We start from the raw sequence: 22,908 nt of genomic DNA, 5'->3' as shown, positions 1-22,908 counted from the left end.
ATGGGTACGTACTCGGTAAAGGCCAGGGGTGGTTGGGAACCACCCGGAACCTGGTGACGGAACCGGGCGTCCTATCCACCGACGACCGTGCCCCATCCTCCCGTGGCGGAGGCGGAGAGAAATACGCGCGACGGCAAACGCCATACTTCGCCACCCCTGCGCCACGCCCGTGCTTTCGACAGACGCAGTATGGGCGGTACGGCCGCGGAGGCAGCCCAAAGCTCGACCCATAGGGGTTCCCCTTGCTTCAAGCAGGGGTGTGATGCGCCAACAGGTACGCACAGTGAAGTGATCGACACATGATGTGACGTGGACCACGGTGTTGCCAGGCGTGCAACGGAAAGGAACGAGCGCTCATGCGCGAGATCCTCGGAAGGCGACGCAGGCTCTTGTCCCAGCGCAGCGACGGGAAGCCTGAGCTGATCGACGCGGCCCTGACCTATGCGACGCAGTGGCGGTGGCCCGTACTCCCGGGCGTGGCGGCGGACCCGCAGGGGCACTCCCGCTGCAGCTGCCCCGACCCCGACTGCACGGTGCCCGCGGCGCACCCCTTCGACCCCGGCCTCCTCGCGGCCACCACCGACGGACGCATGGTGCGCTGGTGGTGGGGCAACCGGCCGACGGCGCCGATCGTCCTGGCCACCGGCGGCCACGCCCCCTGCGCGGTCTCCCTGCCGGCCCTGCCGGCCGCCCGCGCCCTCAAGGCGCTCGACCAGATGGGCATGCGGCTCGGCCCGGTCGTCGCCTCCCCCGCCCGCTGGGCGATCCTCGTGAAGCCGTACTCCATGGAGCAGCTCGGCGAACTGCTCTACGCCAAGGACTTCGTGCCCGGCTCCCTCCGCTTCCACAGCGAGGGCGGGTACCTGGCCCTGCCCCCGTCCGAGACCGGTGGTGGCGAGATCCGCTGGGAGCGCGCCCCGCTGCCCGGCTCGGCCTCCCCGTGGGTGCCCGATGTCGAGGCCGTGGTGGACGCCGTGGTCGAAGCCCTCACTCGTACGGGTGTGAGCGCGCCCGAGTTCTAGGGCTGTCGGGCGCGCCGGGCCCGGTGCCGGCCCCGGCGCGTTAAGTTCCGGAACCATGCGGCGACACGCCCGGGGCCGCTCCCGGGACTCCCGAAAGACCAGATTCCTCGCCCTGGCGGGCGTCGTGGCGGCGTGCGCGATCGCACTGCCGCTGGCGGCGGCGTCCGCGGGGTCCAGCGGTTCCGCGGGGCCCAAAGGCGCGGCGGGTTCCAAGAGGGCTGTGGGTTCGGCGGGTTCCAAGGGAGCCGTGGGTTCGGTGGGTGCTGCGGATTCGATGGGTGCCGACGCCCGCGCGTCCGGTTCCGGTGCCCCACGGCCTTCCGCGCGCGCCGACGACAAGGCGCCCGGGGCCCCGGAGCCCTCCGCCGTCGCCGCGCTCCCCGCGCTCGGCCAGGGACTGTCGACCGCCGTGCGGTGCGGCCCCGAACTCACCTCCCCCGACGGCATCGAGGCGCAGACCTGTGTGGTGACGCAGGGTGCCCAGACCTGGGCGCGGACCTACTACCGCAATGCGACGGGCGAGCCGCTGGACGCCGTGCTGAGCCTGATGGGTCCTGATGACCGGAACGTGCGCATGACGTGCGCCGTGGGGGCGGAGGACGAGCCGGGGACCTGTGAGACGCCCCGGGAGCCCGCACGTGGGAATCCGGCGGCGTACACGGCCGTCGCGGAGTTCGCCGAGCGGGGCGGGCTGGGGCCGCTGCTGCTGCGCTCGGGGAGCAACTCACCTGTGGGAACGGGCAGTTGACGAACTACTGCGTTCGGTGAACGGAAGCGGAGACGCAAAGACCCGGTTGCTGGCGACGGGGGATGCACCAGCAACCGGGCTACAGGAACGGTAACAAGAGATCGGCGGTTCGCAAATTCGAACTCGCCTTTCCAGTCACCGACTGGCTTGTCCCCGACGGGAGTTGTGATCCGTCGAGGGCGCGACACCCCGGCCGGCCGGTGGTCCGGCCGACCGGGTGCCGAGGCGGGCGTCAGCTGAGCGTGACCTGCCGGTTGGTGAGGCCGCCGCGGGCTCGGCGCTCGTCCGGGGTGAGCGGCGCGTCCGTCGCCAGGGCGGTGGCGAGGCGCTCGGCGAACTCCGCCGCCGGCTTCTCGACGTCCTCGGCCGTGACCCCGCTGGGCAGGTCCCACACCGGCACCGTGAGTCCGTGAGCGCGGAAGGAGCCCACCAGGCGGGTGCCCTCGCCGAGGCTGGAGCGGCCCGCGGCGTGCAGCCGCGCGAGCGCGTCCAGAAGCAGCTCCTCGGCGTGCGGCATGACCCACCGCAGATGGTTCTTCTCCGGCGTCTCGCACCAGTACGCGGCGTCCACGCCCTGGAGCTTGACGGTCGGGATGGCCGCGGCGTTGGCCCGCTCCAGGGAGGCGGTCACGTCGGGCGTGGCGTTCTCCGGGTCCGGCACCCAGAACTCGAAGCCGCTGTGCACTTCTGGCTCGAACGCGCCCTCGGGGGCGAGCAGGTCCTGCAGCCGCGGGCTGTCGGCCGGGGCGCGGCGACCCTGGACGGGCGTGCCCGGCTTGGCTTCCAGGGCGCGCTGGAGGGTGTCGGCGAGGTCGCGGCTGATGTCGCCGGACGAGGTGTCGTTCTGCAGGCCGATCAGGACCGAGCCGTCGTCGCGGCGCAGCGCCGGCCAGGCCATGGGGAGGACCGTGGCCAGGGTGACCGCCGGGACGCCCTCGGGCAGGCCGTCCTTGAGGGTCAGCTCGACCGTGGCCGCCGGGACCAGCTCGCGCAGGGCCACCCAGTCGCACTCGCCGGGCAGGCCCTCGAAGGGGCGGTGCACCAGCTCGGTCGCGGCGTGCGAGGCCGCCCGGCCGTGGCAGGCCTTGTAGCGGCGGCCGCTGCCGCAGGGGCAGGGTTCACGAGCGCCGACGACCGGAACGTCTCCATCGGCACCTGCGGTGCGGGCTCCGCCCGTGGTCTGCGGGCGCTTGGCCTTCGTCTGGGGTCGCTTCTTGGCCATCGATGGGTCTCCCGGTTACGGCTCGTCTCGTACGGTCGCGAGCCTAGCCGTTCGTGCCCGGGGCGACGGGGTCCTGTGGACAACACTCGGTCCAGCGCGGCGTACGCGCTCGGTCCGTGCCGTTCTCGGTCCGTGGTGTTCTCAGCGCCTGTGGTTCTGAACCGCGTGGTTCTGAGCCCTCGTGGTTCTGAGCCCTCGTGGTTCTGAACCGCGTGGTTCTCAGTCCATGTCGTCGAAGGCGTCCGCGAAGTCGAGCCCGGGTATCTGGGAGACCGCGGGGGCGATGACGCGCGTGGCGAAGTCGTCGCGGCGGTGGCCCGCGTCCGGGTCGTGGACGTCGTCGTGGACGATGACCCACACGGTGACCTCGCCGCGGATGTCGTCCCGCACGCCCCAGTCGTCGGCGAGCGCGGTGATGATGTTCAGCCCGCGGCCGCCGTGCGCCGTGACCGACGGGGTCGCGGGGGCGGGGCGGGTCGGGCCGCCGCCGTCCGTGACCTCGACGACGAGCCGGCCGGCCGGTTCCACGCGCCATGCGGCACGGACATCACCGTCACCGGCGAGCGCGTCGCCCAGCGGCCTGCCGTGCTTGCACGCGTTGCTCAAAAGTTCGGAAAGGATCAGTACGGCGTCGTCGATGACCGATTCCGCGACTCCACCTCTGCGCAGCTGTGTACGCATCCGGTGTCGCGCTTCCCCCACGCCCGCAGGGCCATGGGGTACGGCCATGCTCGACGACGTGGGCACCTCCTGTGCCACCACCAACGCCACCCCCGAGACCTCCTTCGCCCCACGCCACGGTGTGGATGCCCCATTGGCCTGTACCGGAAACCGGCCAATCCACGTCCGGTGACGCATTCACCATGAGCGAATACGGACCGAACGCGCCGGAGCACTCCCTGTAATCGCATGGCTGGAATTCATCGGTGTGGCCGAGAAGGGAGGATCCCGCCCGTCGAGGCGCGGGGTCAAGAGGTGTGCGTGGTTCTGGTGTGACTTGAGAGGTTGGGCGCGCGGGAGCCGGACGTCAGCGGCCGAGCTGGTCCAGCACCGCGCGCGGGCGGTTGGTGATGATGGCGTCGACGCCCAGTCCGACGCAGTGGTCCACGTCCCCGGGCTCGTTCACGGTCCACACGTGCACCTGGTGTCCGGCCTGCTTCAGGCGCTCGATGTACGTGGGGTGGTTGCGCACGATCCGGATGGAGGGCCCGGCGATCCGTACGCCCGGGGGCAGCCGTCCGTCGCGCAGCCGGGGTGAGAGGAACTGCGTCAGATAGACCGTCGGAAGGGTCGGCGAGGCGGCACGCACGCGGTGCAGTGAGCGGGCGGAGAAGCTCATGACCCGTACCTGTGACTCCTCCGCGGAGGCCGGGGCGTCGAGGCCGAACCGCCTCAGCAGGACCAGCAGCCGGTCCTCGACCTGGCCCGCCCAGCGTGTGGGGTGCTTGGTCTCGATGGCCAGTTCCACACGGCGCCCGGCGTCGGCGACGAGTTCCAGCAGCCGTTCCAGGGTGAGGACGGAGGTCGCCTCGCGGTCCTCCGGACGGTGCTCCCAGTCGGGTTCCTCGTCGCGTCCCTTCCAGGCCTCGCCCGTCTTCCAGGAGCCGAAGTCCAGAGCGGCGAGGTCGGCGAGCTCCAGCGCGGAGACCGCTCCGCGGCCGTTGGACGTACGGTTGATCCGGCGGTCGTGTACACACACCAGGTGGCCGTCGGCGGTGAGGCGCACATCGCATTCGAGGGCGTCAGCGCCGTCCTCGATCGCCTTGGTGTACGCGGCCAGGGTGTGTTCCGGGGCGTCCTCGGAGGCTCCGCGGTGGGCGACGACTTGAATCACGTGCTGTCGTGCGTGGGTCACCGCGTCATGGTGCCACCGAGTGCGGGTACGCGTCCGGTCGGACGGACTCGACGGTGGGACAGGTCCGGACGGAGGCATTGGGATTGCATCCTTTTCGCCGGTAATGACCTATATAAAGAATGGCTGCGGACGCACAGGCACCGCTTATGGTGCTCTGACGGCCTGTGGGAAAAGCTGACGGCATACAAAGGGACAAGCACAACTGCAGCGCGCCGGACCCGTCGACCGGCGTGGAAAAGCGTGACCGAGTGCGACCCGGAAAACAGCCGTGGATCTAGGAGAGAAGCTGTGAGCACCGAGAACGAGGGCACCGCGGTACCCCCCGCCCCGTCCGCACCCCCCGTGCCGGTGGACGCTCCCGCTGCTCCGGCGCCCCAGGCACAGGCCCCCCAGGGGCCGTACGGGCAGGACGCCCAGGGGCAGGCCCCCCAGGGGCAGGGCGCATCCGGTGACGCCGGCCACCCCGGCGCCTCCTCTTCCGCCCCCGACCCGTCCTGGCCCCCGCCCCCGCCGCCGACCGCCCCCTACGGCGACGGCGGTTCCGGGTCCGGCCCGGGCGGCTGGGGCTCGTCGTACCAGCAGCCGGCGCCGAAGTCCGGCCGCGGTCGCGGTGGCCTGGTCGCCGCGGTCCTGGTGGCCGCCCTGGTGGCGGGCGGCCTCGGAGGCGGGCTCGGCTATGTGCTGGCGAAGGACAACGACGAGAGCACCGGCTCGACGACGGTCTCGGCCTCCGCGAACGGCGGTGACGTCAAGCGCGACCCGGGCACGACCGCGGGTGTCGCCGCCAAGGCGCTGCCGAGCACGGTCACGATCGAGGCCGAGAGCACCAGCGGCGAGGGCGGCACCGGCACGGGCTTCGTCTTCGACAAGCAGGGCCACATCGTCACCAACAACCACGTGGTGGCGGACGCGGTGGACGGCGGCAAGCTCACGGCGACCTTCCCGACCGGCAAGAAGTACGACGCCGAGGTCGTCGGTCACGCGCAGGGCTACGACGTGGCGGTCATCAAGCTCAAGGACGCCCCCTCCGACCTGAAGCCGCTCACCCTCGGCGACTCGGACAAGGTGGCCGTCGGCGACTCGACCATCGCGATCGGCGCCCCGTTCGGCCTGTCCGACACGGTGACGACGGGCATCATCAGCGCCAAGAACCGCCCGGTGGCCTCCAGCGACGGCAGCGGCAGCCAGGCGTCGTACATGAGCGCCCTGCAGACCGACGCCTCGATCAACCCGGGCAACTCCGGCGGTCCGCTGCTGGACGCGCAGGGCAATGTCATCGGCATCAACTCCGCGATCCAGTCCACCGGCAACGGCGGCTTCGGCACCGGTCAGTCGGGCTCGATCGGCCTGGGCTTCGCCATCCCGATCAACCAGGCCAAGTACGTGGCCCAGGAGCTGATCAAGAACGGCAAGCCGGTGTACGCGAAGATCGGCGCGTCCGTCTCCCTGGACGACAGCTCCGAGGGCGCGCAGATCACCGACCAGGGCGCGGGCGGCGCGGCACCGGTCGAGCCGGGCGGCCCGGCCGCCAAGGCGGGCCTCAAGCCGGGCGACGTCATCACCAAGCTCGACGACCGGGTGATCGACTCCGGCCCCACGCTGATCGGCGAGATCTGGACCCACCAGCCCGGTGACAAGGTCACGATCACCTACGAGCGCGGCGGCAAGCAGCACACGGTCGACGTCACGCTCGGCTCCCGCGTCGGCGACAACTGACCCCCACCCGCCCGCACCGACCCGTTACCCTTGTCCCCGCGCCGCCGATCACGGCCGGCGCGGGGAGGCGTGCCCGAGCGGCCGAAGGGAACGGTCTTGAAAACCGTCGTGGCAGCGATGTCACCGTGGGTTCAAATCCCACCGCCTCCGCGCAGGTCATAGATGTGGCAGTACGGAAGGGGCGCCTCTCGCCGAGAGGCGCCCCTTACGCGTGGGGCAACGGCGGCGGGCTCTGCGCCGTCTTCAGGCGTGAGCCCCCCCCACGACGCCAGGAGTGCCATGACGAACACCAAGGCCCGGACCGCCGCGATGATCACCCCCGTCGGGCAGGAGGCCCAGGACGAGGCGAGAGGGCTGGCGCGGGACGGGCGGGCGGGCAGGGCCGTGCGGCGGTTGCGCAAGGACTCGTGGCTCAAGCGGGGACCGGCTCGGGAGGCCCTGGAGTTGCTGGTCGACGGGCAGGAGCTGCCCACGAGCAGCGGTCAGGCGCTGGAGGCCCTGCGTCGGCTCGATGCTCCACTGGTCGGGGAGCTGACCGCGCTGCTCGACAGCGGCCGGCAGATCGCCGCGGTCAAGCTGCTGCGCGAGCGGACCGGGATCGACCTGGCCGGCGGCTATCACCTCGTCGTGGAACTGGGCAGCCGGCCGGGCACGCCCTGAGCACTACGATCACCAGGGCGTGCCGGTCGGAGAAGGGTGGGTGAGCGTCGCCGTGAGTCGGCGCATCGTCGTCGTCACCGCCGTGCACGGCCCCCATGCCCGGTTCCTGCCGGAGGCCTACGCGTCGTTGTGCGCGCAGCGGCTTCCCGAGGACTGGGAGTGGCACTGGGTCGTGCAGGAGGACGGGGAGAGCAAGGACGTCGGGCCGTACGTGCCGAGGGACGCTCGTGTGACGTTCCGGCAGGGGCGGGCCGGGGGGCCCGGCGTCGCGAGGACCATGGCGCTGGCCCACGGGGACGGGGCGTACGTGAAGGTCCTCGACGCCGACGACCAGTTGGCGCCGGGCGTGCTCACGCGGGATCTCGCCGTGCTGGAAGGGGACCCGGACCTCGGATGGGCCACGTCCCGGGTGCTCGACCTCCTGCCCGACGGGTCGACCGTCGGGTTCCCGGGCGATCCGGACCAGGGGCCGATCGAGCGCGGGGCGGTGCTCGCGCACTGGAAGGCGAACGGCTTCCTCGCGCCGGTGCATCCCGCCTCGCTGTTCGTGCGACGGGAGTTGCTGCTCGCCCTGGGCGGCTGGATGGCGCTGCCCGCCTCGGAGGACACGGGGCTGTTGCTGGCGCTGAACGCGGTGAGCCGGGGCTGGTTCTCGGGGGAGGTGGGCCTGCTGTACCGGAAGTGGGACGGGCAGGTGACCGGCCAGGCGGCCCATGTGGACCGGGCCGAGCGCGAGGTACGGATGGCTGTCGTGGAGGCCAGGGCCAGGGCGCTGTCCCGACTTCGGTGGGGGGCCTCGGCCGCTCTATGAGAGCAGCTCGGTCTGCGCCGTGGCCGTCGGCGTCAGGTCGTGGCGGGTGTAGTACTCCGTGCCCAGCAGCCGTTCCCGCTCGGGCGCGGGGAGGGCGGCGACGAGGCCCGGCGCGGCTCCCCGCGTCACCTCCGTGCGGTGGGCCAGGATCGCCGCGACCTTCCGGTCCAGCCAGGGGGTGACGTCGACGGTGGCGGTGACGCGTTCACCGGGGACCGTGCGCAGGGCCTTCCCGACGGCGACGAGGTGTCCGCCCCATGCCTCGACCGCCGCGTGGGGGTGCGTGGACAGGTACAGGGCGCTCGGCTGCCAGGGCTTTCCCGCGTCCGGATAGAGGCGTTCCAGGCCGGCGGCATGGACCGCGAGCGCGGTCACGCGGTGGGTGTGCACATGGTCCTCGTGGCCGGTCGGGCCGCCGTGGGCGTCATGGGTGACGACGATCTCCGGGCGGAAGTCCCGGAGGTGTGCGACCAGTTCCCCCACCGTCTGGTCCAGCGGGGCGGCGCACCAGGGGGGGCCTGCCTTGAGCCGAGTGCGGGACCCGGGAGTCGGCGTAGCCCAGCATGCGCGGGGTGCCCGCGCCCAGGATGCGGAGCGCCTCGGCCAGTTCCGCGGCGCGCTGGGTGTCCGCCGACCAGGTCGCCGTGACGACCGCCGTGCGCGCACCCTCGGACGCGTGACGGGCGAGGACACCGCCCGCCGACAGGGACTCGTCGTCGGGATGGGCGAAGACCGCGAGCAGGCTCGGTGTCGGCATCCGTACTCGCTACGGCCTGTCCGGTGCCGGTGGCGGTGCCTGGGTGATGCTGATCGCCTGGCTCGGGCACTTCTCGACCGCCTCCAGGACCGACGGGTCCTCGCCCGTCTCCTCGCCCGTCTCCTCGCGGCCCGGGCGGACGACGCCGAAGCCGTCGACGAAGTCGAAGACCGCCGGGGCCCGGTGGGCGCACTCGGCGGAGCCGTAGCAGAGGTCGCGGTCCACGAAGACCCTCATGCCCCTTTGTCCCCCTCCTGACGGCATCGGGGCCAGGAACGCCATGGCCGTCGGGAGTTGACTGCCCAGTGGGACGCGGCCTGAACCGGGCCGGTCACCGCGTGCCTCCGGCGGTCGCCAGCCAGTGGGCGACCCGTCGTACGGCGGCCTCGTCGAGTCGTTCGACCAGGGCCTGGACGGTCGTGTCGTCCTCGGGGGAGAGGTCGTAGAGGCCCGCCTTGGTCAGGCCGGCCATGAGGACCTGGTGGCGGCGGCCGGTCATCCGTTCCGCCAGCTTGGCCGGTTCGCCGGGGGAGCGCTCGGGGGCGGGCTCGGGAATCAGCTCGGGAATGGGCTGAGAAGTGGTGGTCCGGTGCTGCGGGGTGTCGAAGCGGTGCCATGCGCCGTCCCTCGGTCCCCAGAGGGCGACCGTCACCTCGTCGCCCCGTGCGCGCAGGGTCTGGGTCATCTCGCCGAGGGCGTACAGCACGGGCGTGCGGTGGGGCGATTGCGCGGCCGTCCGCCAGGAGCCCGTGGCCGGACGGTAGAACATCGCGACCCAGCGCGGAGCACCCTGCGGTCGTGGGCTCTCGGGACGTGACTCCACTGCGCTCACCCCTGTACATCGCTCCAAAAGCGGTACGGCAGGGCGACCATAGCTGACGGGTCGTCAGTTATCCAGGGTCGGTCGACCGGGTTCGTCGGTGCGAGAACAGGGTCCGCCGGGGTGGCGGAGCGGGACCTGTCGGGGTTGCGGGGCGGGGTCCGCCGAGGAGGCTCACCACGTCGTCCGGCACCGGTCCCTCCCCTCGTGGGGACCGGTACCGAACGGTGGAGCTGCCGTCGTCCGACTCGGACGGAAGCTGACCGGATGGGTGCTCTGCTGCGTCCGGATCCTGCCATTTCCGGCCACGGAGGAGGAGGTTCCGGCACCTGGCGGACGGTATTGCCGCAGGTCAGCCATATAGAGTGAGTTTTCCGGTCCGGACGTCCAGGCGTGGAAGTAAGGAGCTGAGACCTTGAGTTCCGACTCGGGGGCACGCACCGCCTTCGCGGAACGCCTCGCACTGCTGTACAAGGAAGCCGGAAACCCTCCCCTCAAGCGGGTGTCCGAGGCGGTCGTCCGGCTTCAGCGCGTCGACGAACGCGGTCGGCCCGTGCGGGTGTCCGCCCAGCGCATCAGCGACTGGCGCCGGGCCCGGAACGTGCCCGCCCAGTTCCCCGCCCTGGCTGCGGTGCTGCACGTGCTGATCCCCGACGCGCGGCGCTCGCGGCCGACTCCGGTCTCCCCCGGTCTGTACGACCTCGGCCAGTGGCAGCGGCTGTGGGAGAGCGCGGTGGCCGACCCGGTCGGCGAGCGTCCCGCGGGGTCCGCGTCCGCCGCCGAGGACGGGCAGCGGTCCGCGGACGAGACCGCGTCCGCGCCCGGCGGGGTGTGCCCGTACCGGGGGCTGGCCTCCTACCGACGCGAGGACGCCCGGTGGTTCTTCGGCCGGGAGCGGAGCACGGACGCGCTCGTCACCCAGCTGGGGGCCGTCGCGGGGGCCGGCGGGCTGGTCATGCTCGTGGGCGCGTCGGGGGCGGGGAAGTCCTCGCTGCTGAACGCCGGTCTGGTGCCCGCCCTGCGGGAGGGCGCGCTGCGAGGTGACGACGGCGACGGCGATGGGAGCGGCCATGGGAACGCCGACGGGGGCGGGCGGGCGCGAGAGGTCGTGCAGCTCGTACCGGGCGGCGATCCGCTGGCGGAACTGAGCCGGTGCATCCCCGAGCTGGCGGCCGTCGTCCCGGCCTCGATCCCGACCGGGAAAGCCCCGGCGCGGCCCGAGGCAGTGGGATCCGACGCCACCCCCGCAGAGCGACCCGGATCTTCCGGGGCCTCCCTCGCGGAGCGACCCCGGCCTTCCCCCACGGAGCGTCCGGGGCCCTCCCCCACAGGCGACCTAGCCCCGCAGCAGCCCGGACACCCAACCGCCCCGGAACCCGACGCCCCTCCCTCCACCAACGAGTCGCCCTTCACCACCGTCCCGCCCTCCCCCGAAGCCGTCCGCGTCGCCGTCTCCGCCTGGGCCCGACGCGTGGACCCCTCCGGAGCCCGGCCGGTCGTCATCGTGGACCAGTTCGAGGAGACGTTCACCCTCTGCCCCGACGAGGCGGACCGGCGTACCTTCGTCGAGGTCCTGCACGCCGCCTGCTCGCCCCCCGGCCCAGGCGAACCGGCCCCGGCGATCGTGGTGCTGGGCATACGCGCCGACTTCTACGACCGCTGCCTGCGGTACCCCGAGCTGGCCGACGCGCTCCAGCACCGGCACATGGTGCTCGGGCCGCTGACCACCACGGAACTGCGCGAGGCGGTGACCGGCCCGGCCAAGGCCGTCGGCCTGGAGCTGGAACCGGGGCTCGCGGAGCTGATCGTCCGGGAGGTCAGCACCGACGGCCCACGCGGGGCGCACGACGCCGGCGTGCTGCCGCTGCTCTCGCACGCCCTGCTCGCCACCTGGCAGCGACGGAAGGCGGGCCGGCTCACGCTGGCCGGCTACCGCGCGGCCGGTGGCATCCAGGGCGCGGTCGCGGCGACCGCCGAACGGGCCTGGACCGGCCTCGACCCGGCCGCGCGCACCGCGGCCCGGCTGCTCCTGCTCCGCCTGGTCCGGCTGGGCGAGGACACCCAGGCCACGCGCCGCCGCGGGACCCGGCGTCAGCTGGCCGAGGAGTCGACCGACCCGGGCAAGACAGAGGAGTCCCTCGAAGCGCTGGTCCGCGCCCGGCTGGTGACGCTCGACGCGGAGACCGTGGAGATCACCCACGAGGCGCTGCTGCACGCCTGGCCGCGCCTGCGCGACTGGATCGACGAGGACCGGCAGGGCAATCTGCTGCGCCAGCGCCTGGAGGAGGACGGCCGGGCCTGGGAGGAGTCGAACCGCGACGCCTCACTGCTCTACCGGGGCTCCCGGCTGGAGCAGGCCCACGGCTGGGCGAGGAGCGCCGGGGACACGTTCCTGACCCGCAGCGCCGTGGAGTTCCTGGCCGCGTCGGTGCGGCTGCGCAGGCGGATCATCTGGATCAGCCGGGGCGCGGTGGCGACGCTCGTCGTCCTGGCGATGGTGGCCGTCGGGTCGGCCGTCGTCGCCTGGAAGCAGCGGGACGAGGCCGTCTTCGAGCAGGTGCTCGCGCAGTCCGACCGAGTGCAGGACACCGATCCGTCGCTGTCCGCGCAGCTCGACCTGGTCGCGCACGGTCTGCGGCCGGACGACAAGGGCGCGAACAGCCGCCTGATCTCCATCGTGAACGCCCCGCTCTCCACGCCCCTCAGCGGCCACACGGGCGCCGTCTACCTCACGACCTTCAGCCCGAACGGACGGATCCTGGCCACCGCCAGCTACGACCGGACCGTGCGCCTGTGGGACGTCGCCGACCCCAAGCGCCCCAAGCCGCTCGGCAAGCCCCTGACCGGACACACGAGCTGGGTGAGCAGCGCGGTCTTCAGCCCGGACGGCCGGACGCTCGCCAGCGCCTCCGACGACGGCACCGTACGGCTGTGGGACGTGTCCGACCCCGGGCACCCGAAGTCGCTGGGCAAGCCTCTGACCGGGCATGACGGCACGATCTACCTGATCGCCTTCAGCCCGGACGGGCGCACGCTGGCCTCCGCGGGCGACGACCACACCGTCCGGCTGTGGAGCACGGCCGACCCGCGCCGGCCGCGGGCCCTGGGCGAGCCCCTGACCGGGCACACGGCCGCCGTGCGCTCGGTGGCGTTCGGCCCGGACGGGCGGACGCTGGCCGCGGGGGGCGACGACGGCACGATCCGGCTGTGGGACGTCTCCGACCCCGGGCGCCCGGTTCCCGCCGGGACGCCGCTGACCGGGCACACGGCCACCGTGCACTCCGTGGCCTTCGGCCCCGACGGCCGCACCCTCGCCAGCGGCAGCGCGGACGGCACCGTACAGCTGTGGAACATGGCCGGCCCCGGCCGCCCGGCCGCGATCGGCGCGCCGCTGACCGGTCACACCGGTCCGGTCTGGTCGGTGGCCTTCAGCCCCGACGGGAACATGCTCGCCGCGGCCAGCGCGGACAGCACCGCGAGCCTGTGGAAGGTCAGCGACCCGGAGTACCCGTCGCAGGTCGGCGGGCCCCTCGCGGGCAGCAGCGGCGAGATGTACGCGCTCGGCTTCAGCCCCGACGGGCGCACCCTCGCCACCGGGGCGGGGGACAACAAGGTCCGTCTGTGGTCGCTGCCGACGTCGGACATGACCGGGCGGACCGGGGTGTTCCGGCCGGACGGGCGGCTGCTCGCGACGGCGGCGCGGGACGGGCGGATCCGGCTGTGGGACGTGCGCAGGCCCGGCAGGCCGGTGCGGCTGGGCGAGCCGTTCCGCCCGGGCAAGGGCGACGTGCGCTCCCTGGAGTTCTCCCCGGACGGCCGCACCCTCGCGGTCGTGACGGGCGACCGGGTGGTCGAGCTGTGGAATCTCGGCGACCCCGAACGCCCGGTCCGCCACGGCTCTCCCGCCCCCCTGCACATCCGGTACGCCGACCCCCTGGCCTTCAGCCCGGACGGGCAGGTCCTGGCCACCGCCTACGACGACCGCACCATCCAGCTGTGGAACGTGGGTGACCCGGCCCGCCCGCGCCCGCTCGGCAAGCCCCTCGCCGGCCACAAGGGCTATGTCAACCACCTCGTGTTCAGCCCGGACGGCAGGACGCTCGCCAGCGGCAGCGCGGACGGCACGATCCGGCTGTGGAACGTGACCGCCCCCGGCCGGACGGCCCTGATCGGGAAGCCGCTGCGAGGTCACCTCGGAGCGGTCAACGCGCTCGCCTACAGCCGCGACGGCCGCACGCTGGCCAGCGCCGGTGACGACAACTCGGTCCGCCTGTGGGACATCTCGGACCCCGCCGAGGCCTCCCAGCAGGCGCGGCTCACGGGCCACACGGAGGCGGTCGTGTCGCTGACGTTCAGCCGGGACGGCCGCACCCTGGCCAGTGGCGGCAACGACAGCACCGTCCGGCTGTGGAACGTCTCCGACCCCTCGCACGCCACCGCGATCGGCCAGTCGATGAGCCCCAACTCCAAGACCGGCACCTTCCTGGCCTTCAGCCCGAACAGCCACATGCTGGGGGTGTCGAGCGGCGCGGACACCATCCGGCTCTGGAATCTCGACGTCGGCACGGCCGTGCGCCGCATCTGCTCGATGACCCGGGGTGTGCTGACGCAGGACACCTGGCGGGAGTACCTGCCCCGGCTCTCCTACGATCCGCCGTGCGACAGCTGACGAGAGCGTCGCGCCCAACGGGTCCGGCAATCAGGGCAGTTGCGTGATACGAGTCACAACCAGGCCTTCGGGACGGCCAGTCGGCTCGTGGTGGGCAAGCGCTTGTTACCCTTGGCCATAGCTCGACCGCTGGTGCATCCCCCGTCGCCAGCGGTCGAGCCTTTTTCAACGCCCTGTTCGGTGCCGGCCGAGGCGCGTCTCTCAGCGCAGGTCGAGGCGCATCAGGATCCGGGGATGACCGGCCAGGACCGACGTCGTGTCCGCCGCGTGGACGAAGCCGGCGCGCTCGAAGTTCTTCCGCAGACCCGCGTAGGCCATCGTCAGGTCGACCTTGGCGTCGCCGTTGTCCAGGGGATACGCCTCGATCACCGGCGCGCCCCGGTCCCGGGCGAACTCGACGGCGCCGGCGATGAGGGCGTGCGAGATGCCCTGCTTGCGGTGGCCGGGGCGGACCCGGACGCACCAGAGCGACCACACCGGCAGGTCGTCGACGTGCGGGATCTTGCGGTTGCGGGCGAACGAGGTGTCCGCACGCGGTGCGACGGCGGCCCAGCCGACCGGTTCGTCACCGTCGTGGGCGAGCACGCCCGGGGGCGGCTCCGCGCGGCACAGCTCGGCGACGTACTCGCCGCGGGCCGGGCCGCGCAGTTCGTTGTTGAGCCGGGAGGGGATCCGGTAGCTCAGGCACCAGCAGACGTTGGCCCCGGGCGACTTCGGCCCGAGCACGGCACGGACGTCCTCGAAGTCCCCGGCCGGCCGGACGACGATGCTCATGCCCCCACGATGCCACGCACGGGGCGGTCGCGCCCCGGGAGACGGGGCCCGACCGGGCCGAACGCGTTCACCGCGTCTCGCCCTGTGCGGACGCCGCCCGCAGCAGCCGCAGTTGGCCGATCTCGGCCACGTTCTTCATCAGCTCCGCGTTCACCCAGGCCAGCATGTGGGCGACGGTGTACTCGGGGTCGTCCGGCAAGGGGAACGAGGCCGCGGCGTCCAGGTCCGGGTCGGTGAGGCCGTCCAGGACCTTGAGCCACTCGGTGCGCAGGCCGCGCAGCCACTCCACCGTGGGGGCGCCCTCGCCGGGCCAGGCGATGTCCTCGCGGTCGCGGGGCGGGTGGCCCCGGACGTGGTCGAGGGCGACGCTCCACCACCATCCGAGGTGCCAGCTCACCCAGCCGAGGGTGGGGACGGGCACCGGGTCGGGTTCGGTGTCCGCCCAGTCCGGGACCCAGGTGCCGTCGGATCCCCGGCGCATCGTCCAGCAGTGCGCCGCGGGCTCCCACAGGAAGTCCTCCGGCTCCAGCCGCTCCAGGTGGTACTCGAACAGCGACCAGGTCAACTCGAACTGGCGGCGCAGCAGTTCCGTACGGGAAGCGCTCATCGGACGACCCTACGCACGCGCCGGGGCGTCCCGGGCCAGAACCGGCCAGTCGAGGTCGCGCAGCGCGGGCTCGGCGTCGCAGTCCGAGGGCAGGCGCGGCGTGGACTGGAACCAGACGACGGTCAGGCGCGAGCGGTAGGCGACCGGGTCGCGGGCCGGGTCCAGGGCCGCGGAGTGGAACGTGCCGAGGCAGGCCACGGCGGGCAGCACCTCGACCGGTCCGAGGCCGCCCGCGTACTGGTCGGGGTACTCGCGCCGGGGCGGGACGAGGTGCACCGGTGTGCCCGGGCGGGACCGCTCGGCGGCCCGCAGGAGGTCCCGGATCCGCAGGTCGTTCAGTGGCTTGCAGGGGTAGCCGTCCTGGAGGTCGCCGTAGGTCGAGGAGAAGTGCAGCTCGGCGAGGTCCACCGGGCGGCCGGAGGCCAGAACGAGGCGGGCGAGGGCCAGGGCGGGTGTTCTCGCGTGGTGGGGCGCCGGGGCCGGCGATGGTGCGTGGTGGTGCATCGACGTCTTCCGGTGGGGGTCATGGGCGGGGCCTTGCTCACGGCCGGTGCCCCGTCAGCCGTGCCGCCGAGGCGATGGTCGTCCGGGCCTCCCGCTCGGACAGGCCGGTGTGGAGCGCCGCGTCGACCAGGGGGGTCACGAGCGCCGCGCCGATGCCGTCCTCGTAGGCGCGGCAGGCCGCCCAGAACAGGCGGGTGTTGCGCTGGCCCTCGTGCGCGGCCAGGACGAACTGGACCAGGCCCTGGCCGTGCCCGCCGGCCGCCGTGGACACCGGGTGGTGGGCGCGCGGTGGCGGGAGCAGCAGCCGCAGCAGGGACCGGGGGCAGGGGGCGGGGGCGAGGTGCGCGGTGCCGGGGGCGGCGGCGTACACACCCTGGCCCGCGCGGGAGCCGGGGCCGACCAGGTAGCCGCCCGCACCCCGGATGTCGATGCCGGGGGCGAGCCGGCCCGCCGAGTTGGGGACGACCACCTCGGGCGGGCCGCTCAGCCACAGGTGCCGCCCGCCGGAGGGGGTCACGACGACCACGGTCGGCGGGATCGTGAACAGGTGCCGCAGCGCCAGCTCGCGCAGGGCGGCCGAGGAGTCCGTGCCGGTCTTCACGTCCAGGTCGAGGCCGATCAGATGGTGCGGGGGCAGCCCGCAGGCGATGCCGTAGCCGGTCGCCCGGGGCGCGGCGGCGAACAGCTCGCGGATGCGGTCCGGGTCGCTGGAGGCGTCGTAGACCCCGTGCCCGAGTCGACCGCACGCGCCGTGGCAGGGGGAGGGGGCGGGGTCGTCGCGGTGCGGGGAACGCAGTGCCGGGAGCTTGGAGCGGGACAGGGGGATGACGGCCAGTCCGCGTTCGGCGGCTGACAGGGCGTGTGCGAGGGCCAGCGTCGTGGCCTGCCGGTCGGTGGTGGCCATGACTCTAGTTTCGTACGTACGTTCGAAAAAGGAAAGGGGAATCGGGTACGACGCGCCGGGGCCGGGCGGCGGCCGGGGAAGGTGCTGGAACGCTTCGTCCCTTGCGGCACCCGGGTTCGAACGCCCCCTTTCGCTCCCGTCCGGTACGGAAGTGACGGGTAGGGGTTTATCGACATGTCCTCACGCTTGCGTGCGAATAGTGGCTTCCGGGGTGGTTCGCCGGGGATTCGGTGGGCAACTCTGGACTCGCGACGTCGAGCAACGGACCAGGGCGGTCGGCCAACTCCCCTGGTGACAGCAGTACTTCACGCACGTCCTGGAGGGACAAGAAATATGGCAAGCATCCGTACCGTCCGCGTCATCGCAGCCGTCTCCGCCCTTCCGCTCGCAGTCGCCCTCTTCGCCGGTGTCGCGACGGCGGACAACGGCGCCTTCGCGGACAACGGATCCATCGCGTCCGTCACGGAGGACGAGCAGGGCCTCCTCGGCAGCGGCGTCGGCGGCGACAACTTCGGCAACGCGGCCACCACCCAGCAGCAGGCCGTCGGTGACGGCGCCTTGAACCAGAGCAACACCGCCCAGGTCAACGGCACGGAGCCCACGGCCGTCATCCAGGGCAACGACAACACCGCCGTCAGCTTCACCCCCCTGTGGTGGTGAGCTGAGCGGGCCGGTGCGGCGGCGCCGGCCCGGGTGTCGTGGGGATGCGCTTCGTGGGGGTCACAAACGTCTGAGCGGCGGTACTCCGGTACCGCCGCTCAGGCGTTTTCGCGTCTGCGGGGTCTTGACGCGCCCGCGTATCTGACGGACAGTCAGAAACCGTGAGTGGTGAGCCGGAGGTCCACGAGGAGTTCGAGGCGCGCCTGAAGGCCTACGAGGGCCGGCCGGCCGCCGCCACCGGGGTCGGCCGCGACCCGGTCAACGAGCCGATGATCAGGCACTGGTGCGAGGCCATGGGCGACACCAGCCCCGCGTACACGGGACCGGACGCCGTCGCGCCGCCCACCATGCTCCAGGCGTGGACGATGGCCGGCCTCACCCGCCGCCCGGAACGCACGGCCGCCTACGACGAACTCCTCACCCTGCTCGACGAGTCGGGCCACGACGCGGTCGTCGCCACCGACTGCGAACAGGAGTATCTGCGCCCGCTGCGTCCGGGCGACGAGATCACGTTCGACTCGGTGATCGAGTCGGTGTCCGGCCGCAAGACCACGAAGCTCGGGGCGGGTTACTTCATCACGACCCGCACCGACGTCCGCGCGGGCGGCGAGCCGGCCGGCACCCACCGTTTCCGCATCCTCAAGTACGCCCCCGCACACCGGCCTTCGAAACCGGCCGAACGCCGCCCCCGCCCCGTCGTCAACCGCGACAACTCAGGCTTCTGGGAGGGCGTCGCCCGCCACGCGCTCCTCATCCAGCGCTGCACCGCCTGCACCACCCTGCGTTTCCCCTGGCTGCCGGGCTGCACCAGCTGCGGCTCCCCCGACTGGGACACCGTCGAGGCGCGCGGCGAGGGCACCGTCCACTCCTACGTCGTCATGCACCACCCGCCCTTCCCGGCCTTCGAACCGCCGTACGCGGTAGGGCTGATCGAGCTCGCCGAGGGGGTGCGGATCGTCAGCAACGTGGTGGGCGTGCCGTACGACAAGGTGCGGATCGGCATGCCGGTGCGGCTGGAGTTCCGGCGCTACGACGACGAACTGGTGCTGCCCGTCTTCCAGGGGGTGACACCGTGAAGCCCGGCGACCGGCTCCCGCCGCTGGAGATCCCCATCACCCGCACCCTGATCGTCGCCGGGGCGATCGCCTCCCGCGACTACCAGGACGTCCACCACGACCCGGACCTGGCGCGGCAGAAGGGCTCCCCCGACATCTTCATGAACATCCTGACGACCAACGGCCTGGTCGGCCGCTACATCACCGACCACTTCGGCCCGCGGGCGGAGCTGCGCCGGGTCGCCATCCGGCTCGGCGCGCCCAACCACCCCGGCGACACGATGGTGCTGACCGGCACGGTCGAGGAGGTCGACGGTGACACGGCGACCGTCCGGGTCGTCGGCGCGAACGGCCTCGGCGAGCACGTCACCGGCACCGTGACGGTGAGGGTCCCGGTATGAGTCTCGCAGGGCGGGACGGACTCGGCGGGCGCGCGGCCGTCGTCGGTGTGGGTGCCACCGCGTTCTCCAAGGACTCGGGCCGCAGCGAACTGCGCCTCGCCGTCGAGGCGGTGCGGGCGGCCCTCGCGGACGCGGGGCTGACCCCCGCCGACGTCGACGGAATGGTCACCTTCACCATGGACACCAGCCCCGAGATCACCGTCGCCCAGGCGGCGGGCATCGGGGAGCTCTCCTTCTTCTCCCGGATCCACTACGGCGGCGGCGCGGCCTGCGCCACCGTCCAGCAGGCCGCCCTGGCGATCGCCGCGGGCGTGGCCGACGTGGTCGTCTGCTACCGGGCGTTCAACGAGCGCTCGGGCCGCCGTTTCGGCTCCGGGGTGCGGCACCGGGAACCCTCGGCGGAGGGCGCGGCCCTCGGCTGGTCGCTGCCGTTCGGCCTGCTCACCCCGGCCTCCTGGGTGGCGATGGCCGCCCAGCGCTACCTGCACACCTACGGGCTGACCCCGGAGGCGTTCGGGCACGTGGCGGTCGTCGACCGGAAGTACGCGGCGACCAACCCGGCGGCCCACTTCCACGGCCGCCCCATCACCCTCGCCGACCACGCCGCCTCGCGCTGGATCGTCGAACCGCTGCGGCTGCTGGACTGCTGCCAGGAGACGGACGGCGGCCAGGCCCTCGTCGTCACCTCCGTCGAACGGGCCCGCGACCTGCCCCACCCGCCCGCCGTGATCGCCGCGGCGGCCCAGGGCGCCGGACGCGCCCAAGAGCAGATGACGAGCTTCTACCGCGACGACCTGACCGGCCTGCCCGAGGCGGCGGTCGTCGCCCGGCAGCTGTGGCGCACCTCGGGTCTCGCCCCGGCCGACATCGACGTCGGGATCCTCTACGACCACTTCACGCCGTTCGTGCTGACGCAGCTGGAGGAGTTCGGCTTCTGCGGCCCCGGAGAGGCGGCGGACTTCGTGGCCGAGGAGCACCTGCCCCTCAACACGCACGGCGGGCAGCTGGGGGAGGCGTACCTGCACGGCATGAACGGCATCGCGGAGGCCGTCCGGCAGATCAGGGGCACCGCGGCGAATCAGGTGCCCGGAGCGGAGCGGGTCCTGGTGACGGCGGGGACGGGCGTACCCACGTCGGGACTCGTCCTCACCGCCGACCCGCAGGGGTGAACCCGCAGTACCCCGGGGCCGGCGCTCCACCTGTAGGAGGTGCAGCGGGCCCTACCCCTACAACCTGAGGGGGACCCCGCTTCGGGACCTGCGGCCGATCCGCTCGCGGTGCTCCCGCTCATAGCGTTGAGCCATGACCACACTCGTCTGCACGAGCGCTTCGAAGGCGGCCGGACCAGCGGCGCAGACCCTTCCCTACCCGTCGTTCTCGTCGTACGTCAGGGCCCGCCAGCCGGTGCTGCTGCGTACCGCCCGCTCGCTCACCGGCAACCCGAGCGACGCGGAGGACCTGCTGCAGACCGCCCTCACCAAGACGTACGTCGCCTGGGAGCGCATCGAGGACCACCGTGCCCTCGACGGCTATGTGCGTCGGGCCCTGCTGAACACCCGGACCTCGCAGTGGCGCAAGCGCAAGGTCGACGAGTTCGCCTGCGAGGAGCTGCCCGAGCCGGACCCGGTTCCGGGCGGTGACGACCCGGCCGAGCAGCAGGCACTGCGTGACGCGATGTGGCGGGCGATCATGCGGCTGCCCGCCCGGCAGCGGGCGATGGTGGTCCTCAGGTACTACGAGGACCTCAGCGAGGTGCAGACGGCCGAGGTGCTCGGCGTTTCGGTGGGTACGGTGAAGTCGGCCGTCTCCCGGGCGCTCGGCAAGCTCCGCGAGGACGCTGAGCTGGGGCTCGTCCGCCAGTGAAAAGCCGTTCCGCCCGGCTGTGAGCTGTTCCTCCGGCATGGCGTGATGTGATCGATCGCCCGGTCCTAGTGACATACCGCGCGGTATGTGCGCAGAATCAGCGCAACCTTTACCACCGCGTAGGCAATGTCGCCCCGGGAGGACGCCGTGCTGAGCACGATGCAGGACGTACCGCTGCTGATCTCGAGGATCCTGACCCACGGGTCGACGATCCACGGGACATCGCAGGTGACCACCTGGACCGGCGAGGACGAGCCGCACCGCCGCTCCTTCGCGGAGATCGGCGCCCGCGCGGCCCAGCTGGCCCACGCGCTGCGGGAGGACCTCGGCGTCACCGGCGACGAGCGCGTCGCGACCCTCGCCTGGAACAACGCGGAGCATGTCGAGGCCTACTTCGCGATCCCGTCCATGGGCGCGGTCCTGCACACCCTGAACCTCCGCCTCCCGCCCGAGCAGCTCGCCTGGATCGTCAACCACGCCGCCGACCGCGTGATCATCGCCAACGGTTCGCTCCTGCCCCTGCTCGCCCCGCTGCTGCCGCACCTCAAGCCGGTCGAGCACGTGGTCGTCACGGGCCCCGGAGACCGCTCCCTCCTCGCCGACGCGGCCGTCGGTCACATCCACGTTCACGAGTACGAGGACCTGATCGCCGGCAAGCCGACCTCGTACGACTGGCCCGAGCTGGACGAACGCCAGGCCGCCGCCATGTGCTACACCTCCGGCACCACCGGCGACCCCAAGGGCGTGGTCTACAGCCACCGCTCCATCTACCTGCACTCCATGCAGGTCAACATGGCCCAGTCGATGGGCCTGACCGACGAGGACACCTCGCTGGTCGTGGTCCCCCAGTTCCACGTGAACGCCTGGGGCCTGCCGCACGCGACCTTCATGACCGGCGTGAACATGCTGATGCCGGACCGCTTCCTCCAGCCGGCCCCCCTCGCCGCCATGATCGAGGGCGAGCGGCCGACCCACGCCGCCGCCGTCCCCACCATCTGGCAGGGCCTGCTCGCCGAACTGACGGCGAACCCCCGCGACGTCTCCTCCCTCGGCCAGGTCACCATCGGCGGCTCGGCCTGTCCGCCCGCGCTGATGGAGGCCTTCGACAAGCTGGGCATGCGGGTCTGCCACGCCTGGGGCATGACGGAGACGTCCCCGCTCGGCACCATCGCCCGTCCGCCGGCCGGTGTGACCGGCACGGAGGAGGAGTTCGCCTACCGCCTCACCCAGGGCCGCTTCCCGGCCGGCGTCGAGGCCCGCCTGACCGGCCCCGGCGGCGAACGCCTCCCCTGGGACGGCGAGTCCGCCGGTGAGCTGGAGGTGCGCGGCCCCTGGATCGCGGGCGCCTACTACAACGGCCCCGACGCCGAACCGCTGCGTCCCGCCGACAAGTTCAGCGAGGACGGCTGGCTCAAGACCGGCGACGTCGGCACCATCTCCGCCGACGGCTTCCTCACCCTCACCGACCGCGCCAAGGACGTCATCAAGTCCGGCGGCGAGTGGATCTCGTCGGTGGAGCTGGAGAACGCGCTGATGTCCCACCCGGACGTCGCCGAGGCGGCCGTCGTGGCCGTCCCCGACGAAAAGTGGGGCGAGCGCCCCCTGGCCACGGTCGTCCTCAAGGAGGGCTCCACCGCCACCTTCGAGACCCTGCGCGCCTTCCTCGCCGACGAGGGCCACATCGCCAAGTGGCAGCTCCCGGAGCGCTGGACGGTCATCGCGGCGGTCCCGAAGACGAGCGTAGGAAAGTTCGACAAGAAGGTGCTGCGCAGGCAGTACGCCCAGGGGGAGCTGGACGTCACGTCCCTCGGCTGACGGGCCGGCCAGAGGAGCCCCCGGCTGGGTCCGGGGGCTCTTTCG

At 72.6% G+C, this 22,908-nt stretch carries 21 protein-coding genes, 1 tRNA gene and 1 pseudogene; 13 read left to right on the top strand and 10 right to left on the bottom strand.

Annotation, left to right across the window (positions count from 1 at the left end):
• Window positions 1-356 precede the first annotated feature (356 nt).
• Complete coding sequence (locus IE153_RS16500) at window positions 357-1,022, top strand: bifunctional DNA primase/polymerase (RefSeq protein ID WP_189590446.1); 666 nt, start codon at window positions 357-359, stop codon at window positions 1,020-1,022.
• A 55-nt stretch (window positions 1,023-1,077) separates the two neighbouring features.
• Entirely contained in the window at window positions 1,078-1,770 is a 693-nt protein-coding gene (locus IE153_RS16495) for a TrbL/VirB6 family protein (RefSeq protein WP_189590445.1), read from the top strand.
• A 232-nt stretch (window positions 1,771-2,002) separates the two neighbouring features.
• Here the strand turns inward: IE153_RS16495 and IE153_RS16490 are convergent, their stop codons facing one another.
• The 3 genes from IE153_RS16490 to IE153_RS16480 all read right to left on the bottom strand — a co-directional run bounded on the left by IE153_RS16490 (window position 2,003) and on the right by IE153_RS16480 (window position 4,847).
• Window positions 2,003-2,992, bottom strand: coding sequence for a DUF5926 family protein (locus IE153_RS16490; protein ID WP_189590444.1), 990 nt, complete (start codon window positions 2,990-2,992; stop codon window positions 2,003-2,005).
• Between the two features lie 219 nt (window positions 2,993-3,211).
• Window positions 3,212-3,850 carry an ATP-binding protein gene (locus tag IE153_RS16485; protein ID WP_097217770.1) on the bottom strand — a complete coding sequence of 213 codons (639 nt, stop codon included), beginning with the start codon at window positions 3,848-3,850 and terminating at the stop codon, window positions 3,212-3,214.
• A gap of 169 nt (window positions 3,851-4,019) precedes the next feature.
• Window positions 4,020-4,847, bottom strand: coding sequence for a glycerophosphodiester phosphodiesterase (locus tag IE153_RS16480; protein WP_189590443.1), 828 nt, complete (start codon window positions 4,845-4,847; stop codon window positions 4,020-4,022).
• Window positions 4,848-5,135: 288 nt separating this feature from the next.
• On the opposite strand from IE153_RS16480, the gene IE153_RS16475 reads away from it, so the two are divergent.
• The 4 genes from IE153_RS16475 (at window position 5,136) to IE153_RS16460 (ending at window position 8,034) form a co-directional block, all read left to right on the top strand.
• A complete protein-coding gene (locus IE153_RS16475; RefSeq protein ID WP_189590442.1) occupies window positions 5,136-6,563 on the top strand; it encodes a S1C family serine protease in 1,428 nt (475 codons plus the stop codon).
• 63 nt (window positions 6,564-6,626) lie between these two features.
• Window positions 6,627-6,713, top strand: a tRNA-Ser gene (locus tag IE153_RS16470).
• Between the two features lie 129 nt (window positions 6,714-6,842).
• Complete coding sequence (locus tag IE153_RS16465) at window positions 6,843-7,223, top strand: hypothetical protein (RefSeq protein ID WP_189590441.1); 381 nt, start codon at window positions 6,843-6,845, stop codon at window positions 7,221-7,223.
• 40 nt (window positions 7,224-7,263) lie between these two features.
• Complete coding sequence (locus IE153_RS16460) at window positions 7,264-8,034, top strand: glycosyltransferase family 2 protein (protein ID WP_438817922.1); 771 nt, start codon at window positions 7,264-7,266, stop codon at window positions 8,032-8,034.
• On the opposite strand, the pseudogene IE153_RS16455 reads toward IE153_RS16460, so the two are convergent.
• The 3 genes and pseudogenes from IE153_RS16455 to IE153_RS16445 form a co-directional block, all read right to left on the bottom strand.
• Window positions 8,029-8,791, bottom strand: a pseudogene (locus tag IE153_RS16455) (PIG-L deacetylase family protein). The gene IE153_RS16460 and the pseudogene IE153_RS16455 sit on opposite strands and share 6 nt — an antisense overlap.
• A 9-nt stretch (window positions 8,792-8,800) precedes the next feature.
• Window positions 8,801-9,028 carry a ferredoxin gene (locus tag IE153_RS16450; protein WP_189590440.1) on the bottom strand — a complete coding sequence of 76 codons (228 nt, stop codon included), beginning with the start codon at window positions 9,026-9,028 and terminating at the stop codon, window positions 8,801-8,803.
• A gap of 94 nt (window positions 9,029-9,122) precedes the next feature.
• A complete protein-coding gene (locus tag IE153_RS16445) occupies window positions 9,123-9,614 on the bottom strand; it encodes a hypothetical protein (RefSeq protein ID WP_229829015.1) in 492 nt (163 codons plus the stop codon).
• A 412-nt stretch (window positions 9,615-10,026) separates the two neighbouring features.
• Here IE153_RS16445 and IE153_RS16440 point away from each other — a divergent pair, with 412 nt between their 5' ends.
• The gene (locus IE153_RS16440) at window positions 10,027-14,280 is read left to right on the top strand and encodes an nSTAND1 domain-containing NTPase (RefSeq protein WP_189590438.1); all 4,254 of its coding nucleotides are present in this window, start codon (window positions 10,027-10,029) and stop codon (window positions 14,278-14,280) included.
• A 201-nt stretch (window positions 14,281-14,481) separates the two neighbouring features.
• Here the strand turns inward: IE153_RS16440 and IE153_RS16435 are convergent, their stop codons facing one another.
• From IE153_RS16435 to IE153_RS16420, 4 genes are all read right to left on the bottom strand, one after another.
• Window positions 14,482-15,054 carry a GNAT family N-acetyltransferase gene (locus IE153_RS16435; RefSeq protein WP_189590437.1) on the bottom strand — a complete coding sequence of 191 codons (573 nt, stop codon included), beginning with the start codon at window positions 15,052-15,054 and terminating at the stop codon, window positions 14,482-14,484.
• Between the two features lie 67 nt (window positions 15,055-15,121).
• A complete protein-coding gene (locus IE153_RS16430; RefSeq protein WP_189590436.1) occupies window positions 15,122-15,661 on the bottom strand; it encodes a DinB family protein in 540 nt (179 codons plus the stop codon).
• A gap of 9 nt (window positions 15,662-15,670) precedes the next feature.
• Window positions 15,671-16,165 (bottom strand): hypothetical protein, encoded by a 495-nt coding sequence (locus tag IE153_RS16425; RefSeq protein WP_189590435.1) that lies wholly within the window; start codon window positions 16,163-16,165, stop codon window positions 15,671-15,673.
• A 37-nt stretch (window positions 16,166-16,202) separates the two neighbouring features.
• Window positions 16,203-17,069 (bottom strand): bifunctional DNA primase/polymerase, encoded by an 867-nt coding sequence (locus tag IE153_RS16420; protein WP_189590434.1) that lies wholly within the window; start codon window positions 17,067-17,069, stop codon window positions 16,203-16,205.
• 333 nt (window positions 17,070-17,402) lie between these two features.
• Between IE153_RS16420 and IE153_RS16415 the strand changes: the two genes are divergently transcribed.
• The 6 genes from IE153_RS16415 to IE153_RS16390 all read left to right on the top strand — a co-directional run bounded on the left by IE153_RS16415 (window position 17,403) and on the right by IE153_RS16390 (window position 22,863).
• Window positions 17,403-17,729 carry a hypothetical protein gene (locus IE153_RS16415; RefSeq protein WP_189590433.1) on the top strand — a complete coding sequence of 109 codons (327 nt, stop codon included), beginning with the start codon at window positions 17,403-17,405 and terminating at the stop codon, window positions 17,727-17,729.
• Between the two features lie 161 nt (window positions 17,730-17,890).
• Window positions 17,891-18,805, top strand: coding sequence for a bifunctional MaoC family dehydratase N-terminal/OB-fold nucleic acid binding domain-containing protein (locus IE153_RS16410; protein WP_189590432.1), 915 nt, complete (start codon window positions 17,891-17,893; stop codon window positions 18,803-18,805).
• Window positions 18,802-19,185, top strand: a complete 384-nt coding sequence (locus IE153_RS16405) for a MaoC family dehydratase (protein ID WP_189590431.1) — start codon at window positions 18,802-18,804, stop codon at window positions 19,183-19,185. Before IE153_RS16410 ends, IE153_RS16405 begins: the two co-directional genes overlap by 4 nt.
• The gene (locus IE153_RS16400; RefSeq protein WP_189590430.1) at window positions 19,182-20,354 is read left to right on the top strand and encodes a lipid-transfer protein; all 1,173 of its coding nucleotides are present in this window, start codon (window positions 19,182-19,184) and stop codon (window positions 20,352-20,354) included. The genes IE153_RS16405 and IE153_RS16400 overlap by 4 nt, the downstream gene beginning before the upstream one ends.
• 133 nt (window positions 20,355-20,487) lie before the next feature.
• Complete coding sequence (locus IE153_RS16395) at window positions 20,488-21,048, top strand: SigE family RNA polymerase sigma factor (RefSeq protein WP_031108631.1); 561 nt, start codon at window positions 20,488-20,490, stop codon at window positions 21,046-21,048.
• 126 nt (window positions 21,049-21,174) lie between these two features.
• Window positions 21,175-22,863 (top strand): long-chain fatty acid--CoA ligase, encoded by a 1,689-nt coding sequence (locus IE153_RS16390; protein WP_189590429.1) that lies wholly within the window; start codon window positions 21,175-21,177, stop codon window positions 22,861-22,863.
• Window positions 22,864-22,908 lie beyond the last annotated feature (45 nt).

Origin of the sequence: Streptomyces massasporeus, assembly GCF_014648995.1 — a bacterium.
In the GTDB taxonomy this organism is placed as follows: Bacteria; Actinomycetota; Actinomycetes; order Streptomycetales; family Streptomycetaceae; genus Streptomyces; species Streptomyces massasporeus.
Note: the sequence above shows the minus strand (reverse complement) of the source record. Positions and strands in the feature narration are given on the sequence as shown.

What these genes read in the sequence shown, in the direction of transcription:
- IE153_RS16395 (WP_031108631.1), top strand. Translation starts at nt 20,488, where the DNA reads ATGACCACACTCGTCTGCACGAGCGCTTCGAAGGCGGCCGGACCAGCG.
- IE153_RS16415 (WP_189590433.1), top strand. Translation starts at nt 17,403, where the DNA reads ATGGCAAGCATCCGTACCGTCCGCGTCATCGCAGCCGTCTCCGCCCTT.
- IE153_RS16500 (WP_189590446.1), top strand. Translation starts at nt 357, where the DNA reads ATGCGCGAGATCCTCGGAAGGCGACGCAGGCTCTTGTCCCAGCGCAGC.
- IE153_RS16425 (WP_189590435.1), bottom strand. Translation starts at nt 16,165, where the DNA reads ATGCACCACCACGCACCATCGCCGGCCCCGGCGCCCCACCACGCGAGA.
- IE153_RS16485 (WP_097217770.1), bottom strand. Translation starts at nt 3,850, where the DNA reads ATGCGTCACCGGACGTGGATTGGCCGGTTTCCGGTACAGGCCAATGGG.
- IE153_RS16435 (WP_189590437.1), bottom strand. Translation starts at nt 15,054, where the DNA reads ATGAGCATCGTCGTCCGGCCGGCCGGGGACTTCGAGGACGTCCGTGCC.
- IE153_RS16450 (WP_189590440.1), bottom strand. Translation starts at nt 9,028, where the DNA reads ATGAGGGTCTTCGTGGACCGCGACCTCTGCTACGGCTCCGCCGAGTGC.
- IE153_RS16490 (WP_189590444.1), bottom strand. Translation starts at nt 2,992, where the DNA reads ATGGCCAAGAAGCGACCCCAGACGAAGGCCAAGCGCCCGCAGACCACG.
- IE153_RS16390 (WP_189590429.1), top strand. Translation starts at nt 21,175, where the DNA reads ATGTCGCCCCGGGAGGACGCCGTGCTGAGCACGATGCAGGACGTACCG.
- IE153_RS16400 (WP_189590430.1), top strand. Translation starts at nt 19,182, where the DNA reads ATGAGTCTCGCAGGGCGGGACGGACTCGGCGGGCGCGCGGCCGTCGTC.
- IE153_RS16465 (WP_189590441.1), top strand. Translation starts at nt 6,843, where the DNA reads ATGACGAACACCAAGGCCCGGACCGCCGCGATGATCACCCCCGTCGGG.
- IE153_RS16420 (WP_189590434.1), bottom strand. Translation starts at nt 17,069, where the DNA reads ATGGCCACCACCGACCGGCAGGCCACGACGCTGGCCCTCGCACACGCC.
- IE153_RS16430 (WP_189590436.1), bottom strand. Translation starts at nt 15,661, where the DNA reads ATGAGCGCTTCCCGTACGGAACTGCTGCGCCGCCAGTTCGAGTTGACC.
- IE153_RS16495 (WP_189590445.1), top strand. Translation starts at nt 1,078, where the DNA reads ATGCGGCGACACGCCCGGGGCCGCTCCCGGGACTCCCGAAAGACCAGA.